The sequence below is a fragment of the Ruegeria sp. YTSC325 genome (genome assembly GCF_059609525.1).
The window spans coordinates 91,923-107,984 of record NZ_JBXWLY010000002.1 but is presented as its reverse complement, the minus strand read 5'-3'; the positions used below and the strand labels follow the sequence as shown (position 1 = coordinate 107,984).

At 58.1% G+C, this 16,062-nt stretch carries 15 protein-coding genes and 1 pseudogene; 10 read left to right on the top strand and 6 right to left on the bottom strand.

The annotated features are described in order from the left end of the window. Positions 1-46 precede the first annotated feature (46 nt). The 3 genes and pseudogenes from AC2FF7_RS03345 to AC2FF7_RS03335 all read left to right on the top strand — a co-directional run. Positions 47-973: pseudogene (locus AC2FF7_RS03345) on the top strand (NAD(P)-dependent oxidoreductase); the annotation flags it as partial. Positions 974-976: 3 nt separating this feature from the next. After that, positions 977-1,858, top strand: a complete 882-nt coding sequence (locus tag AC2FF7_RS03340) for a DMT family transporter (protein ID WP_170750452.1) — start codon at positions 977-979, stop codon at positions 1,856-1,858. Next, positions 1,855-2,718 (top strand): sugar kinase, encoded by an 864-nt coding sequence (locus AC2FF7_RS03335; RefSeq protein ID WP_170558369.1) that lies wholly within the window; start codon positions 1,855-1,857, stop codon positions 2,716-2,718. Before AC2FF7_RS03340 ends, AC2FF7_RS03335 begins: the two co-directional genes overlap by 4 nt. Here the strand turns inward: AC2FF7_RS03335 and AC2FF7_RS03330 are convergent. Both AC2FF7_RS03330 and uxaC read right to left on the bottom strand, forming a co-directional pair. Beyond that, the gene (locus AC2FF7_RS03330) at positions 2,705-3,901 is read right to left on the bottom strand and encodes a mannitol dehydrogenase family protein (RefSeq protein WP_480720320.1); all 1,197 of its coding nucleotides are present in this window, start codon (positions 3,899-3,901) and stop codon (positions 2,705-2,707) included. The two genes, AC2FF7_RS03335 and AC2FF7_RS03330, sit on opposite strands and share 14 nt — an antisense overlap. After that, a complete protein-coding gene (gene uxaC, locus AC2FF7_RS03325) occupies positions 3,902-5,245 on the bottom strand; it encodes a glucuronate isomerase (RefSeq protein WP_170751354.1) in 1,344 nt (447 codons plus the stop codon). A 123-nt stretch (positions 5,246-5,368) separates the two neighbouring features. Between uxaC and AC2FF7_RS03320 the strand changes: the two genes are divergently transcribed. The 7 genes from AC2FF7_RS03320 to AC2FF7_RS03290 all read left to right on the top strand — a co-directional run bounded on the left by AC2FF7_RS03320 (position 5,369) and on the right by AC2FF7_RS03290 (position 12,131). Continuing rightward, a complete protein-coding gene (locus AC2FF7_RS03320; protein WP_480869237.1) occupies positions 5,369-6,385 on the top strand; it encodes a Gfo/Idh/MocA family protein in 1,017 nt (338 codons plus the stop codon). After that, on the top strand, positions 6,382-7,383 hold the full coding sequence (locus AC2FF7_RS03315; RefSeq protein ID WP_170558375.1) for a Gfo/Idh/MocA family protein: 1,002 nt from the start codon (positions 6,382-6,384) through the stop codon (positions 7,381-7,383). The genes AC2FF7_RS03320 and AC2FF7_RS03315 overlap by 4 nt, the downstream gene beginning before the upstream one ends. Then, entirely contained in the window at positions 7,380-8,432 is a 1,053-nt protein-coding gene (locus AC2FF7_RS03310) for a Gfo/Idh/MocA family protein (RefSeq protein ID WP_170750446.1), read from the top strand. Before AC2FF7_RS03315 ends, AC2FF7_RS03310 begins: the two co-directional genes overlap by 4 nt. Beyond that, on the top strand, positions 8,429-9,610 hold the full coding sequence (gene uxuA, locus AC2FF7_RS03305; protein WP_058277440.1) for a mannonate dehydratase: 1,182 nt from the start codon (positions 8,429-8,431) through the stop codon (positions 9,608-9,610). Before AC2FF7_RS03310 ends, uxuA begins: the two co-directional genes overlap by 4 nt. A 223-nt stretch (positions 9,611-9,833) precedes the next feature. Continuing rightward, positions 9,834-10,724, top strand: coding sequence for an NAD(P)-dependent oxidoreductase (locus tag AC2FF7_RS03300; protein WP_058277406.1), 891 nt, complete (start codon positions 9,834-9,836; stop codon positions 10,722-10,724). Positions 10,725-10,735: 11 nt separating this feature from the next. Further along, positions 10,736-11,599 (top strand): sugar phosphate isomerase/epimerase family protein, encoded by an 864-nt coding sequence (locus AC2FF7_RS03295; RefSeq protein WP_170750442.1) that lies wholly within the window; start codon positions 10,736-10,738, stop codon positions 11,597-11,599. Between the two features lie 112 nt (positions 11,600-11,711). Beyond that, positions 11,712-12,131: a secondary thiamine-phosphate synthase enzyme YjbQ gene (locus AC2FF7_RS03290; protein ID WP_496905193.1), complete on the top strand. Its 420-nt coding sequence runs from the start codon at positions 11,712-11,714 to the stop codon at positions 12,129-12,131. Between the two features lie 30 nt (positions 12,132-12,161). Here AC2FF7_RS03290 and AC2FF7_RS03285 read toward each other — a convergent pair whose 3' ends face one another. Genes AC2FF7_RS03285 through AC2FF7_RS03270 form a run of 4 tightly spaced genes read right to left on the bottom strand, consistent with a single transcriptional unit; the run spans position 12,162 to position 16,061 of the window. Further along, positions 12,162-12,932 carry an SDR family oxidoreductase gene (locus AC2FF7_RS03285; protein WP_058277403.1) on the bottom strand — a complete coding sequence of 257 codons (771 nt, stop codon included), beginning with the start codon at positions 12,930-12,932 and terminating at the stop codon, positions 12,162-12,164. Continuing rightward, on the bottom strand, positions 12,929-13,969 hold the full coding sequence (locus AC2FF7_RS03280) for a zinc-dependent alcohol dehydrogenase (protein ID WP_480869244.1): 1,041 nt from the start codon (positions 13,967-13,969) through the stop codon (positions 12,929-12,931). The genes AC2FF7_RS03285 and AC2FF7_RS03280 overlap by 4 nt, the downstream gene beginning before the upstream one ends. Then, positions 13,969-15,066: a mandelate racemase/muconate lactonizing enzyme family protein gene (locus AC2FF7_RS03275; protein ID WP_170750438.1), complete on the bottom strand. Its 1,098-nt coding sequence runs from the start codon at positions 15,064-15,066 to the stop codon at positions 13,969-13,971. The genes AC2FF7_RS03280 and AC2FF7_RS03275 overlap by 1 nt, the downstream gene beginning before the upstream one ends. After that, complete coding sequence (locus AC2FF7_RS03270) at positions 15,066-16,061, bottom strand: ABC transporter permease (RefSeq protein ID WP_496905192.1); 996 nt, start codon at positions 16,059-16,061, stop codon at positions 15,066-15,068. Before AC2FF7_RS03270 ends, AC2FF7_RS03275 begins: the two co-directional genes overlap by 1 nt. Position 16,062 lies beyond the last annotated feature (1 nt).

Below are 16,062 nucleotides of genomic sequence, written 5' to 3'. Positions count from 1 at the left end.
CGGGCAAAATGAGCAATTAAACTGAAAAGCCGCCCGCACCAGACACAAGAATGGAAACCTTACACATTCACGGAAAGGGAGACCTATGAGCAAACCATCAATCGGGTTTATCGGCTTGGGACTAATGGGCGGCGCCATGGTGAGCCGACTGTTGGACCAAGGATACTCGGTCGCTGTACTGGGAAACCGCGACCGCACGCACCTGGACGCCGCGATTGACCGAGGCGCCCGCGAGATGCAAAACGCCCAAGAACTGGCTGAAGCCAGCGACATCGTGATGCTGTGCATGGGCACCTCCGAACAGGTCGAGGGTCGTATGCGGGGTACAGATGGAGTGATTGCGGGATTGAAACCCGGGGCGGTCGTCATCGACTTTGGCACCTCTCTCCCAGGCAGTACACGCGCCTTGGCCGAAGAGGTTGCCGCAGCCGGTGGAAGCTATCTTGATGCGCCGCTTGGCCGGACGCCGGCGCACGCGCACGAAGGCAAGCTCAACATAATGACTTCCGGCAACAAGGTTGCCTTCGACAAAGCCGAGCCGACACTGAAGGATTTGGGCGAAAACGTCTTTTTCCTTGGCCCCGTTGGGTCCGGGCACACGGTAAAGCTGATCAACAACTTCTTCGGAATGACCGTCGCGAACGCGATGGCCGAAGCCTTTGCCATGGCAGATATCACCGGTGTTGACCGCAAGCAGCTGTATGACGTTATGGCCGCAGGGCCGCTGCATTCCGGAATGATGGATTTTGTCAAAGCCTACGGCCTTGAGAGCGACCCAAATCAGCTGGCCTTTGCCATCAAGAATGCGGCAAAAGACCTCGGGTATTATGACCGAATGGCGCGCGAGGCGGGCGTTGCCAGCGTGATGTCGCAGGGCGCGCTTTCGGCGCTGAATGACGCGCGCGACCACGGTCAGGCGGATGATATGGTCAGCCAGATGGTTGACTACTACGTCAAGCGTTTCAACACCTGATCGATGGCTGTCACCGCCAACCCCAATGCGGACCTGCCGCGCCTTGGCATCGTGCTGATGCTGACGGCGTGGCTATTCTTTTCGCTGGTGGACCTTGGGGCCAAGTGGTTGGCATTGGCCGGCGTGCCGGCATTTCAGTTGGCGTTCATGCGCTACGCGGGGCACTTCGTGATCTCTGTGGGCGTGATCGCCAAGGGCGGGATTGAGGCCAGCCGGTTCAAGACCGACCATCCATGGCAGGTCATTAGCCGGGCCTTGCTGCTGATCTCGGCGACCGTTTTCAATTTTTTTGCCCTGCGGTTTTTGCCTCTGACCGTCGTGTCGGCAATCATGTTCTCAAGCCCGGTCATCGTGTGCTTCCTGTCCGTTTTCGTTTTGAAGGAGAGAGTGGGACCATGGCGTTGGGCGGCTATCATCCTGGGTTTTCTGGGGGTGTTGGTTGTCGTGCGGCCCTTTGGTTCGGCCTTTCATCCGACCATGCTGCTGATCGTTTACAACGCCACCGCGTTGGCTTTTTACTCGATCATGACGCGCAGGCTGTCCGGGGTTGTTGCCGTGGACACCATGCAATTCTACCTCGGGCTTACCGGGACGGTGGTCCTGCTGCCCTTCGCCATCTGGTTTTGGGTTCGGCCGGAAAACATGTGGAGCCTGATAGTCCTGATCAGCCTAGGCGTCTTTGGCTGGTGCGGGCATCAACTGCTGACGAACGCGCATCGGTTCGGAACGGCGAACCAGTTGATGCCATTCACCTATTCGTTCCTGATCTACGTTGCGATCTGGGGCTATCTGTTCTTTGACACAGTACCGGACGCATTCACGTTGGCAGGGGCTGCGCTGATCATGGTCGCCGGGCTCATCATCTGGAAAAGAGAAAAGAAATGACGCGAATTGCCTGCATCGGTGAAGCAATGATCGAATTGTCCATGCTGGAGACCGGCGCGAAGGTGGGCGTCGCGGGGGATACGCTGAACACAGCCATCTACATGCACCGCGCGGCTCCTGATCTGCAGGTGGAGTATGTGACATGTCTGGGCGACGACCCGTTCTCAGGGCGCATCGCGGACTTTATCGCCAGCCATGGCATCGGGACATCCGGCATCCGCATCATTCCCAACGCTTCTCCGGGACTATACGCGATCACGACCTCTGCGGACGGTGAACGCAGCTTCACCTATTGGCGCAGCGAGGCGGCCGCCCGCCAGCTTTTTGCCGATCATGACTTCAGCTCGCTGAAAGGTTACGACGTGCTGTACTTGTCAGGGATTTCCGTGGCCATTCTTCCGCATTCAGTAAGGCTTGCGCTTCTGGACTGGCTCGAAGGCTCTTCAGTCCGGTTGGTCTATGACAGCAATTTTCGTCCGCGTCTTTGGGACAGCGCCGAACACGCCCGGCAGATCAACCAACGGCTTTGGCAGCGTGCAGATATTGCCCTACCATCTATCGACGACGAGATGGCACTGTTCGGGGAATGCGCGGATCAAGTGGCGGCACGCTTTACCGATCATCACGGTGTCGGTGCATTGAAACGCGGAGAAGATGGCCCTCTGTCCATTGGTCAGAACATTGACCAAACCTATGAGCCTGCCAAAAACGTGCTGGATACCACAGCGGCGGGCGACAGTTTCAACGGTGGGTACCTCGCAGCCTTGCTGACAGGAAAATCGCAGGCCAAGGCCCTGATGGCCGGACACAATCTGGCGTCCACCGTTGTTCAGTTCCGCGGCGCGATCACTCCCGGATAAGTGACGCGAGATCCTCAGCGCCAACAAGGTCCAAAAGCGGCACTACCGGATCTGGCTGTGTGACAGCCGAGGCGATTTCCAACGCGCAAGGATCGTTCAGCGTCCTGCCCTTGGCGATCTCGGACATGCAAAAGGAGATCCAGGCCCGCATCCCTGCGATCACCGCCTGAGAGCCGGTCTCACGGAGTGTGGGAACAAACCGATACGGCAGCTTCTGGCTGCCATCCATCGCGATTTGGTCCAGACGGTGCGCCAGCTCGAGGTTTTCAAAGCGGCGCAACAAAGCCTCGGCATAGTCCGGAACCTGTACTTGCAGTGCTGCGGGCAGCGTTGCGCCCGCATCCTTCATCAACTCGGTAACCAGCGGGCGCAAAACCGGGTCTTGAACCGCTTCGTGAACGTAGGTCAGGCCTCGCTCCAACCCGGCATAAGCCAAGAGGGAATGAGCACCGTTCAACATGCGTAGCTTTCGCATCTCGTGCGGGGCCACGTCATCGACCAGTTGCACGCCCGGCCAATCCGGATGTGGCCCGACGAAATTGTCCTCGACCACCCACTCCGAGAACGCCTCGGTTGGAACAGCCATAGGATCGCCGCTGATTGCGCGAACGGCGTCCGTGGTAGCCGGGGTGATCCGGTCGACCATCGCGTTGGGAAAGCGAACTGCGTCCCAATTCACGTCCAGACCGGCTGCATTTGCAAAATCGGCAACTGCCGTTTCAAGCGTTTTGCCGTTTTCCATGCGATTGTCGCAGCTTAGCACCGTCACTGGCTTGCGCCGTTCCGCGAGGCCAAAAGCGAGAAACCCGATCAGCGTTGCGGGCCCCTGCCCCGCCAGATCGGCAGCAATCGCTGGGTCCTGAAGGTTCAGATTGCCCGCTGCGTCCAAGTGATAACCTTTTTCGGTGACGGTCGCCGAGATGATCTCGGCATCCGCCATCACATTGAGAATCTCGGCGCGATCCTCGGGCGCGACCAGAACGTCCCGCAGAGCTTTTATGCGCCGGACGCCCTGCCCCTGTACGCACAAATCGTACTCGAAACCCTGGCCGGCCAATCCATCCCGAACCGAGGATGAACGCAGGCTAACGCCGACAACGTCCCATCCGCCCGCTTGATCGGTGTAGTCCAGCAAATGCGCCCGGGCGAAGTTTCCAAGACCGAAGTGAAGAATGGTACCCATCTAGCTTTGCAACCCGTAAACCTGTTTCGCCAGATCGACCGCCAGCAATCGCGCCAGATGCTCGGCACTGTCCCGGTCGAAATAGCCGCGCGCAACCTGCTCGGCCAAATGAATAGAAACACCTCGTCGCCACAGGTCGTGACGAGCTGGAATGGACAGAAAAGCCCGCGTGTCGTCATTGAATCCGGCCAGATTGTAGTATCCGGCCGTTTCAACGACCTGATCGAAATACCGCGCAATCCCGGCTGGGCTGTCGTGGAACCACCAAGGCGGCCCGATCCGAAGGCACGGCCAATGCCCCGCCATTGGCGCCAGTTCACGGGCATAGGTGCTTTCGTCCAATGTGAAGAGAATGATCCGCAGTTCCGGCGAGTTTCCGACCCGGTTCAACAGCGCCTCAAGGCCCGTGACCCAATCCATCGCGATTGGAATGTCAGCCCCCTTGTCCCGTCCGAAGTCCCGCATTACCGCGTCGTTCGTGTTGCGCTTGCTGCCCGCATGTATCTGCATGATTAGACCATCATCGACAGACATCTGCGCCATTTCGATCAGCATATGCCCGTAGAAACGGCGAGCATCCTGTTCGGCCCCTTCCCGCCGTCTCAGCCGTTGGTACAGCGCATCCGGGTCTTCCAGCCACTCGGTCTGCACACGTTCGATACCGTGGTCGGTAGCCGTACAGCCCAGCCGGATGAAATAAGCCCGCCGCATTCGCAGCGCATTGAGGTAGCCATCATAGCTGCCCAGATCGCAGCCTGTCAGCTCGGCCAACTTGTTCAGGTTCTGTACGAACTCCGGGTCTGCCCCATCCAAAACCCCGTCTGGGCGGAACGTCGGAATAACTCGCCCGCCCCAACCGCTTGCACGGATATCCCGATGCTCCGCGAGGCCGTCGAGAGCGGAATCCGTGGTGGCCAGAACCTCGATCCCAAACTTGTCGAACAAAGCCCTCGGGCGAAATTCGGGTCGCGCCAGCTTTTCGGCGATCTTATCATAGATCAGGTCTGCTGTGCGTGAAGACAACTCCTCAGACACGCCCAGCGTTTCATGCAGCACGTAGTTCACCCAGATCCGGGATGGCGTTCCCAGAAACAGATGCCAGTGCTCGGCAAAGGTGCGAAACACGTCGCGAGGATCATTCTTTCGCCCCTCTTCCCCAACGCCAAGTTCGGACAAGGGAACACCCTGCGAATAGAGCATTCGGAACACGTAATGGTCGGGAACCACCAGCAGCTCTGCCGGATTGGGAAACGGCGCATCGGTTGCGAACCACCCCGGATCGCAGTGACCATGCGGAGACACGATCGGGAGGTCCTTGATGCCCAGGTACAGGCCTTCTGCCATCCCATTCAAATTACCAGTCAATTCTGCCTCCGATACTGCTGCCCGCAATTGTTAACACAGTTTTTAATGGTTGCATCTTTCCCGTTCGAACCCGCAGACTGACCGGGTGATCCGGGGGAATGAATGAATATTGCGCTGATTGGTTTGGGGATGGTTTCGGGAACGCATGTTGCTGCCATTCAGGCATCGGAGCGAGGTCTCAATCTTGCTGGCGTCCTAGGGCGCAATCCTGAAAAAGCAGCTGAGTTCGCGCAGCGAAACGACACCCGCGCGTTCAGCTCGGTTGAGGAAATCGCAAACGACTCAAACGTCGACTTTGCGATCATCGCAACCCCGCCTGATCAGCGCACAGAGTTGGTGCGGGTTCTTTCGACCGCTTCGAAACCGATCCTAATGGAAAAGCCTATCGAAAGAACGCTGGGCGCCGCGACAGCCATAGTCGAGCAGTGCGAGGTGTCTGGCGTGCTGCTGGGCATCGTTTTTCAGCACCGCGCTCGCACCGCCTCGCAGGCGCTGAAATCAGCCATTGTACAGGGTGAGTTGGGCGCGATCGCCACGGTGGAAATCCGTGTCCCCTGGTGGCGCAATCAGAGCTACTATGACGAGCCAGGTCGCGGCACTTATGCACGCGACGGAGGCGGTGTCATGATTTCGCAGGCAATCCACACGCTTGACCTCGCGATGTGGCTGCTGGGGCCGATCTCGGACATTCAAACCATGATGAGAAAAACTCCGTTGCACGATCTCGAGGCCGAGGATTGGGCAGGTGCAATCTTTGAAATGGATAACGGCGCGGTGGGAACGTTGATGGCAACCACCGCCGTATTTCCCGGGGCCGCTGAATCTATCACGATCCAGGGCACGCACGCTAAAGCGCATCTGGAATCAGGTGTTCTGACCTTGACCACTTTCGACGGTCAGAAATCCACGGTTGGCGAAACGTCCGCCACAGGCGGCGGGGCCGATCCCATGGCGTTCACCCATGAATGGCACCAGGCGGTCATAGAGGATTTTGCCAACGCACTCGCCGGTGGAACGCGACCCATGGCCACCGGACGCAGTGCCCTTTTGACCCACGCCGTCATAGACGCGATGCAGATCGCCAATCGAACCGGCCAGAAAACACGAGTCATCTCATGAGCCTAACCTGCGTCGCCCTTGGCCTGGACCACCGCCATATCTATGGCATGACGGAAAACATGCGCAAAATCGGCGTGGACTGCGTTGGCTATTGGACACAAGGCGAACCCGAAACGCTGGCGGGCTACGTCAAAAGGTTTCCCGATATTCCACGATTGGCCCGACTGGAAGACGCTTTAGCCTGCGGGGCGGATTTGGCGCTGATTTCCGCAATTCCGGCAGATAGGGCCGCGTTGACGATCCGTGCCATGCAGAACGGTATGGATGTCATGAGCGACAAGCCGGGCTGCACGTCGTTCGAGCAACTCGACCAGATCAAACGGGCGGTTGCGGACACCAGTCGAATCTGGTCGGTGGATTTTTCCGAAAGGTTTGAAACGCCGGTCAGCACCCGGGCGACCGAGTTGATCGAGGCCGGTGCCATCGGGCGCGTGATCCAGACGGTCGGACTTGGCCCGCACCGATTGAACCGGGCAACCCGGCCGGAATGGTTTTTTCAGCGTGACCGCTATGGCGGCATTCTGACCGATATAGCCTCGCATCAGATCGATCAGTTCTTGCACTACACAGGTTCGAAAACCGCAGAAATCACAAACGCCTATGTAGCGAACTACGCAAACCCCAATGATCCCGGATTGCAGGATTTCGGAGAGCTCAATCTTCGAAGCGAGAATGGCACCGGGTACATCCGGGTTGACTGGTTCACTCCGGATGCCTTGCCAAACTGGGGGGATGGTCGCCTGACGATCCTAGGCACCGAAGGCTATATCGAGTTGCGGAAATACGTCGATGTGGGTGGTGCCTCGGGAACAGACCATCTGATCCTCGTCAATGGTGAAACCTGCCAAAAGATCGACGCAACCAACGCCGACCTTCCCTACTTTTCGCGCCTCGCCGATGACGTCCGTAACCGGACCGAAACCGCAATGGCGCAGACCCACTGCTTTACGGTCATGGAACTGGCGCTGCGTGCACAGGAAATGGCGGAACGAAGATGATCAACGTTGCGATCCTTGGCGCAGGTATCGGTGCGCAACATCTGAGCGCACTGGAACGGCTTGACCGCACCTTCCGCGTAGCCGCCGTCGTCGACCAGAATACGGACCGGATCGAGCAGATTCGACAAAACTCGGATTTTCAAGCATTGACCAACATTCAAGACGCTCTGGATGATCCGGCGATTGATGTCATCGACATCTGCCTGCCACCCCATCTGCATGTACCGACCACCCTTGCGGCACTGGCCGCAGGAAAACACGTTGTATGCGAAAAGCCCCTTGCGACCTCTATGCAGGATGTAGATCGGATCACGGAAACCGCCCGCAGCACGGGCAAGCATGTGTTTCCGGTCTTTCAATACCGGTGGGGCCCGTCACTGGCCCAATTGCGCCAGTTGCAACGTTCAGGCCTCACCGGAGCGGTCCAAACTGCCGCGCTTGAAACTCATTGGTCCCGGGGGGCAGACTATTACGCGGTGCCGTGGCGGGGAACATGGGCCGGTGAACGCGGCGGCGCAGTGCTGGGCCATGCCATCCACAACCATGATCTGCTGACTCATATTGCGGGTGATATCGCCTGGGTGTCCGCAATGGCCACAACGCGAGTTAACCCGATCGAGACGGAAGACTGCGCTGCGATCTGCTTTGGCATGACTTCTGGAGCTTTGTGCACAAGCAACATCACACTAGGCGCCGCTAAGGACGAAACCCGCCTGCGGTTCGTCTTTGAAAAAGTGACCGCCACCTCTGGCACAGAACCCTATGCCCCGGGTCAAATGCCTTGGACATTCGTCGCGCGGGACCCGTTGGATCAAGCCACTATCGACGACGCTCTTGCCGCCTCCGCTATGGAGCCAACAGGTTTCGAAGGGTTCTTTACCCAAGTCGGCAAGGCGCTACGGTCCGAGGCAAATTCAGGCGTTACACTGCAGGACGGTGCTGCGTCCATCGGCCTTGTGACGGCGATTTATCACGCGGCGCGCACCGGGCAGCGTGTTGCCCTTCCCATCGAGCCCGATCACCCTCTGTATGAAGGATGGCTGCCATGAAACAATGCTGGCGTTGGTTCGGACCCGAAGATCCGATCGCCCTGGTCGATCTCCATCAAGTCGGGGTTCAGGGCATTGTCACCGCGCTGCATCACATCCCACCGGGACAGCCCTGGGACGAACAGAGCATCGCCGACCGGCAGGCCGTTCTGACCGCTGACGGGTACAGTTGGGACGTTGTCGAAAGCCTGCCCGTCTCCGAGGCGATCAAGACGCAATCCACAGACATGGCCGAACATCTCCAGGCTTACAAGTCCAGCCTCAGAGCCCTGTCCGCCCGTGGAGTCAAAGTCGTTTGCTACAACTTCATGCCAATCCTGGATTGGACACGCACCGCCCTTCGCGCCCCGCAGCCGCATGGCGGAACGGCCATGCTGTTCGACCTGACCGATTTTGCTGCATTCGACATATATATTCTCGAACGTCCAGGTGCGTCGGAAGACTATTCCAGCGACGTCCAGCAAACGGCCAAGGATCGTTTCTTGCGCATGTCGGATGAATCCAAAGCCCAGTTGCAGCACAATGTCACTGCGGGGCTGCCCGGCGCCAACGATCAGTGGAGCGTGCAGGACGTACGCTCTTTGTTGCGGACATATGCGCACATAGGCCGTGACCAGCTTCGCGCAAACCTCATAGACTTCCTTTCCGAGGTCGCCCCAGAGGCCCAAGAACTAGATCTACGCTTGTGCTGTCATCCGGATGATCCGCCGTTCTCGTTGCTCGGTCTGCCGCGGGTCATGTCCAGCACCGATGACTACGGCGCCGTTCTGAATGCGGTTGATTTGCAGGCGAACGGCGCAACGTTGTGTACCGGCTCGCTGGGAGTGTCCCCCGAATTCGATGGGCCGGACTTCGTGCGTAGACATGGCGGCCGGATTCACTTTGTTCACTTGCGGAACACCAGACGCATCGCGGGGTCATACAGCCAGAAGCCAGACTTCTTTGAGGCCCCGCATCTGGAGGGCGACACCGACATGGTCGGCACCATTCGCGAGTTGATGAACGAACAGCGCCGCCGCAAATCCCAAGGGCGTGGCGACTGGCAAATTCCGATGCGGCCTGACCACGGACAAGAACTGCTGAGCGATCTGGGCGGACACAGTACTCCCGGTTATCCGCTGATCGGACGAATGCGCGGGCTGGCGGAACTGCGCGGCATCATGGCGGCGTTTTCCTAACGCGTCGGATCAGACAGTTTCTTTCCACCCGCAACACTTCTTTGCTTGCCTGCGCGCCGCATTCTTCGTTTACTTACATTACGTATACGGGCAGCGGGGTGTCTTCCGGACTCGCCCGACGTCTGTTCAAGACGCGTGAAACTCCCGCGAAAACCGATGCGATTGGGCATCATTTTTCGAAACGTCTGCCATACGGAAATGGCGGAAAACGGGAGGATTATTTATGAAAACTGCAGGCGTAATCGGTCTTGGCGACATGGGCAGCGGCCTTGCCAAGAACCTGATCAAGAATGGCTTTGAAACATCAGGTTTCGACCTGAGCGAGACGCGCATGAAGGCATTTACCGACATGGGCGGCTTGGCCAAGGACAGCGTGGGACAGGTCGGCCGTCACGCCGCCGCTGTGTTTGTCATGGTGATGAACGGAGATCAGGCCCGCGATGTCATTCTGGGTGAAAATGGCTTGGTTGCGAACATGGCCAAAGGCGGAACTGTCATCCTATCGGCGACCATTACCCCGGCCGAAGCAAGCGCTATCGGGCAAGACATGGAGGGCGCAGGCATCCACCTGATCGACACTCCGGTCTCGGGTGGATTTCCCGGCGCGCAGACCGGCACATTGACGATGATGGCTGCCGGCGCTGCGGATGTGCTGGACCAAAATGCCGAAGTCATGCAGGCAGTGTCGGCAACCATTCATCGGGTTGGAGAAAACGCCGGCGACGGGCAAACCGTGAAAGCCTGCCTGCAATCCCTTATCGGATCGATCTTTTCCGCCACATTCGAGGCTGCGGCCCTGGCGGCCAAAGCCGGTGTCAGCGGTCAGGCATTGCTTGATGTGTTCTCCTCATCCAGCGCGGGGTGCGGCGTCGTGAATACCGCCCTTGAAAACATCATTGATCGCAAGTTCGAAGCCACCGGTAGTCATATCGCAACCATGCATAAGGACCTGACGATCTCTCTAGCACTGGCCGGTGCATTGGGCGTTCCCATGCACACAGCGTCATCCGCAATGCAGATCTTTCACGCCGGAAAAACCAAGTACCCGAATGGCGACAACTGGGTGTGTACTCGCGTCATCGAAGAGATCGTTGGCGCAGAATTGCATCGCTGAGGGGACCGGACATGAAATTAGGTGTAATTTGCGACGGCATTTCCCGCGATCTGCGGCATGCCGTGGACGTAATGGACGAATTCGGTCTGGACTATGCAGAGCTTCAATTCGTTGGCGATTCAGAGGTCGGAGACCATTCCCCGCAGGAAATTGCCGAGATCGACGCGCTTTTGCGCGACCGGGGCAAGCCTGTGTCGTGTCTGTCGCGCCATATCTTTGCGGGGATGACAGCTGCCAACAGGCCCGGCGACGACCTGCACACTCGGCATATGGACGCCTTGAAACGCGTGATCGACATGGCGCATGTTGTTGCGTCTCCGCTGGTTCGGATCATGACGCAACGAAAAGAGCAGATACTCTGGGGAAAAAACGGCGCCGAGAAGTGGAACGTGGCGCATGGGGTATGGGACTCGATGCCGCCGCTGATCGCGCCGGCGGTTGAACTGGCAAGAGCTGAGGGCGTGACGCTTGTCGTGGAAACCGGAAACGGCACGCTGGTCAATTCCAACTATACAGCCCGCAAGCTGATTGACGAGTTAGACGCAAAAGACTCTTTGAAAGTGCTGTGGGACCCCGGAAACAACTGCTGGTGCCATGAACTGGCATACCCAGACGGTTATGAAGAACTGCGCGGCGGCTACCTGGGTCACATTCACATCAAGGACGTAAAGGTCGACACGCCGCGGGCAACGCTGGAAGTGCGCCGCATGGGGGAAGGTCAGCTTGCGCCTTTGTTCCAACCCATCGCGGACGCGCTCAGATCCGACGGCTATGATGGCGTCATTTCTTTCGAAAGCGTTTATCAACCCGGCAACGGGAACTTCGAAGATGGTTTTCGTCTGTGTGTGGACCAGTTTAAAAGCCTGTTTGCATGAAAATGCAGTCAATATGCGTTCAAAATCAAAAGTTTGACCCCCATTGCTGAATGCCAAGTGAGATGTAGAAAGCTGGGCGCGTTCGCGTGAAATCAAGGAAAGGGCCTGCTGGATGAAACAACAGTTTTTTGACCTGTCCATTGAAACGCCGGGCAAATCCCTCATCGACATCAGCGGGATCGTTCAGCGTGCGGTGTTCGAACACGAATTTGTCTCGGGCTTGCTGACCCTTTGGTGCGCCCACACCGGTGCCGCGCTGTTGGTGCAGGCCAATGCCGATCCCGAAGTGCTCAAGGATATCGAGACGTTCTTCGAGAAACTCGTACCCAAGTCACCAGGCAAGTATCACCACCGCCCGACCGAGGACGACAACGCTCCATCGCATCTGCGGGCGCTGTTGACGCAAACTCAGGTATCGATCCCGGTCGAACAGGGGCAGCTTCCGCTGGGTCGCGTACAAAGCCTGTACCTGTTCGAACATCGGGAAGCACCCAATGCACGCCGATTGAAGGTGCACTACATCGGGAGGTGATGCCTTGGATGACATGGAGCGTTGGCAGTGCTAACGCCCCATCCAGCCCCCGTCGACTACAAGGATTTCACCGTTGACGAAGTCCGACGCAGCAGAGGCCAGAAAGACCACCGGTCCGGCAAAATCAACGGGCGTACCCCAACGGCCTTGGGGTGTTCGTTCCAGGATCGACTTCGACCGGACCGGATCATCCCGCAGGGCTTGGGTGTTGTCGGTCGCGATGTAGCCAGGCGCGATCGCATTCACGTTTACGCCCTGCCCGGCCCATTCGTTGGCCAAGGCTTTGGTCAGCTGTCCAATCCCGCCTTTCGAGGCCGCATAGCCCGGAACGGTGATGCCGCCCTGAAATGTCAGCAGCGATGCAGTGAAGATGATCTTCCCCGAGCCGCGCGCCAGCATGTCCTTGCCGATCTCGCGTGACAGAACGAACTGCGAGGACAGGTTCACCTCCATCACTTCGTCCCACCAGTCGTCCGGGTGTTCGGCGGCGGGTTTGCGTTTGATCGTGCCGGCATTGTTGACAAGTATATCAGGGATTTGTCCGTCGGCCCTCAACTGATCAATGAACCCATGCAGCGCGGCGCGATCCGAGAAGTCGCATTGGTAGGCCCGGAAATTGCGTCCCATCGCCGTCACGGCTTTTTCGACATCCGAGCCAGACAGCTCGAGCGAGGCGGACACTCCGATGATATTGGCTCCGGCCGATGCCAATGCTTCAGCCATACCGCGCCCGATACCGCGTTTGCACCCGGTCACAAGGGCCGTCTTTCCCGTCAGGTCGAAACTTTGCAAAACACTCATGAACGCGGTCCTACTTCGATCAGGCTTTTCATCGCGGTTGGGCTGCGATCCAGTGCTTCGAACGCGGCCTGGATGTCTGCCAGTGGGCTGACGTCCGTGATCACAACATCCGCGTCCACTCCGCCCGAGGCGACAACTGCAATGGCTCTCTCGTAATCCTCTGGCTCATAGACCCGAGCACCGATCAGTTGCAGCTCTCGCCAGAAGAACTGGAACAGGTCTATCTGAGGTTTTTGAGCATGAATCGCGACCATTACGATCCGGGCCCGAGTCGCGGCAACGGCGGTCATTGCATCGACACCGGGCTGCGTTCCTGACACCTCGAAAACCACATCTGCCCCTTTGTCGCCCGTGCGCGCATTGATTGTGGACACTAGGTCGGTTTCGGTTGGGTTGATCGTGTCAAAGCCAAGTTTTTCAGCTATCGCAAGACGGTTCGGATTCACTTCGGAAATTACGACATTTCCACCCGCGTCCCGCGCAACCATGGCAACCAGGATGCCAATCGGGCCGCCGCCGATAACGACAACGTCCTCTCCAGGTTGCAGGTCAGACAGCCGCACATCGTGGCAGGCAACGGCAACCGGCTCGATCAGCGCCGCGTGATCCATGCGCAAGTCATCCGGCAGAACGTGCAACGTGTGGGCCGGAACAGTCCAGATCTCTTGCATCGCGCCATCGGTGTCGAGGCCGAGAAACTTGAGATTCTGACAGATATGCTGATGCCCCCGCTTGCAAGCTGGGCATTCTCCGCAGTGATCAAGCGGTCGGACAACGACCTTCTGGCCGGGTTCGACCGTATCGACGCCCTCGCCCACCGCTTCGACGACACCTGACATCTCATGCCCAATCACCCGGTTCAGGCCGACGCGGGCATCCATGTTGCCGTGGTAGACGTGCATATCCGTCCCGCAAATCCCGCAATAGGCAACGCGAACGGCAACCTCGCCTGGGCCCGGAGCAGTCGCTTGGGCTTGCTCTACAGCAAAGCTCTTATCGCCCCTGTAGTATGCCGCAGAGATCGTCTGGGTCGTCATTATTGCATCTCCTTGTGTTCCGCATTCAATTTTTCCCAGTCGAACGCCACTCCGGTTCCCGGGGTATCCGGGGCTACGGCCAGACAGTCTTCCACAACCAGCGGACGGGTCGTGTACTGGTCTATCGGAAATGAGTGTACTTCCAGCCACCCTGCGTTGGGTTGCGCAGAAACAAGGCTGACGTGCAGTTCCTGCATCCCATGACTGCAAACCGGAATGCCGTGTTGTGCGCTTAGCGCGGCCACGCGCAGCCAGCCGGTGATTCCACCGCAGTTTGAGGCATCGGGCTGGATAAAACTCAGTTTCGCGTCATCAAAGGCGTATTCAAATTCGTGCATGGTGTGCAAGTTTTCACCCATGGCAAGGGGAACGCCCGTCGCTTCGACAATTCGGCCATAACCTTTGTAGTCGTCTGGAATTGTCGGTTCCTCGAACCACAGGATATCGCAGTCGGCGAACCCTCTGGCAGCGACGATGGCCTGTTCGACACTCATAGAGTAATTCGCATCGACCATGAAGAACCGGTCCGGCCCTAGCATCTCGCGCACCGCCCGGGCACGTGCAAGATCGTCGGCCAGGTCTGGTTGACCGACCTTGATCTTGACTGCGTTGAACCCACGCGCAAGGTACCCTTCGGTCTGACGCAGCAGTTTCTCCAACGAGAAATTCAGGTCGATCCCGCCGGCATAGGCCTTGCACCTTTTCGACGCTCCACCGGCCATCTGCCACAATGGCGCATTCTGCGTTCTGCCGCGAATATCCCACAGTGCAATATCCACGGCCGAGATGGCAAACGAGGCGATCCCGCCCCGTGCGACGTAGTGCACGTGCCACTGCATGGCATCGTACAGGCTTTCGATCTGTTCGGCGTCTTGTCCAACAAGGAACGGTGACAGGTCATGCTTGATCATCGCCAGAATGGCGTGACCACCCTTGCCCCCGGTATAGGTATACCCGACCCCCTCGACCCCATCCGAGGTTTGAATGGTGACCGTGATCAATTGAAAAAACGTGTGATCCCCATGTTTGGCGTCGACCAGGACCTCTGCGAGCGGAACGTTGAACAGCCGCGCTGATACACTTTCTATGCGATTCATTAACCCAAGACCTTCTGCTGCCTGGCAATAACCCGAGACTGTAAAAGGATGACCGCAAATAGAAAGCCTCCACGTATGACCATTTGCCAATAGGCACTGAAACTGATGGTGCCCTGACCGTTTTCAAAGTTTAGAACGTTGAAAACCAGCCCCAGCAACAACGCGCCGGCGACCGTCGCAGGGATCGATCCCATCCCACCCGTCAACAAAGTGCCGCCTACAACCACGGAAGCGATAGCTGACAATTCCCATCCGATGCCTTCAAGGGGTTGCCCAGCTCCAAAACCCGAGGCCAGAAAGACTCCGGCCAGCCCCGCACAGCCACCCGACAGCAGGTAGCCAAAAGCCTTGGCGCGATTGACCTTCAGGCCCATGAGGTTCGAGGCATCCTCGCTGCCACCGATCGCCAAGACGGTCCGCCCGATGGTGGTTCTTTCCAGCACCAGCCAAAGTGCCAGAGTCAGTCCGGCCACGATGACGATTGCCCATGGAAACAGGCCAAACGCCTGCCCCATGCCAAGCTTGGTGAAGTTCGACCCCCAATCGACCGAAATTGTCTGGGCGCCCGAAATCACCAATGCGCCGCCTTTTGCGGCCAGCATGGTGGCCAGCGTGGCGATGAAGGGCGGGATCCGAAGGATGATTATGCAAAAGCCGTTGATCGCCCCGAAACCAACCCCGGCAAGAACGGCCCCCGGCAACGCAACCTGAATCCCATACGGGCTGAGATAGGCCGCAACAACCGAGGTAAAGGCCGCCACTGATCCGACCGACAGATCAATCCCGCCGGTCATGATCACAAAACACATGCCCAGCGCAATCGCGATGAACATCGCGTTGTAATTCAGGAAAGACGAGAAATTGTAGGCGCTGCCAAAGTTGTCATAGCGCATCAGCCCGAACAGAATCAAAGCCAGCAGTGCGATCCAAACCGTCACCGAGGCCGAATTACGCCGAAGGTATTTTCGCAGGTCAAAAGCCGTTTCATCCAACATC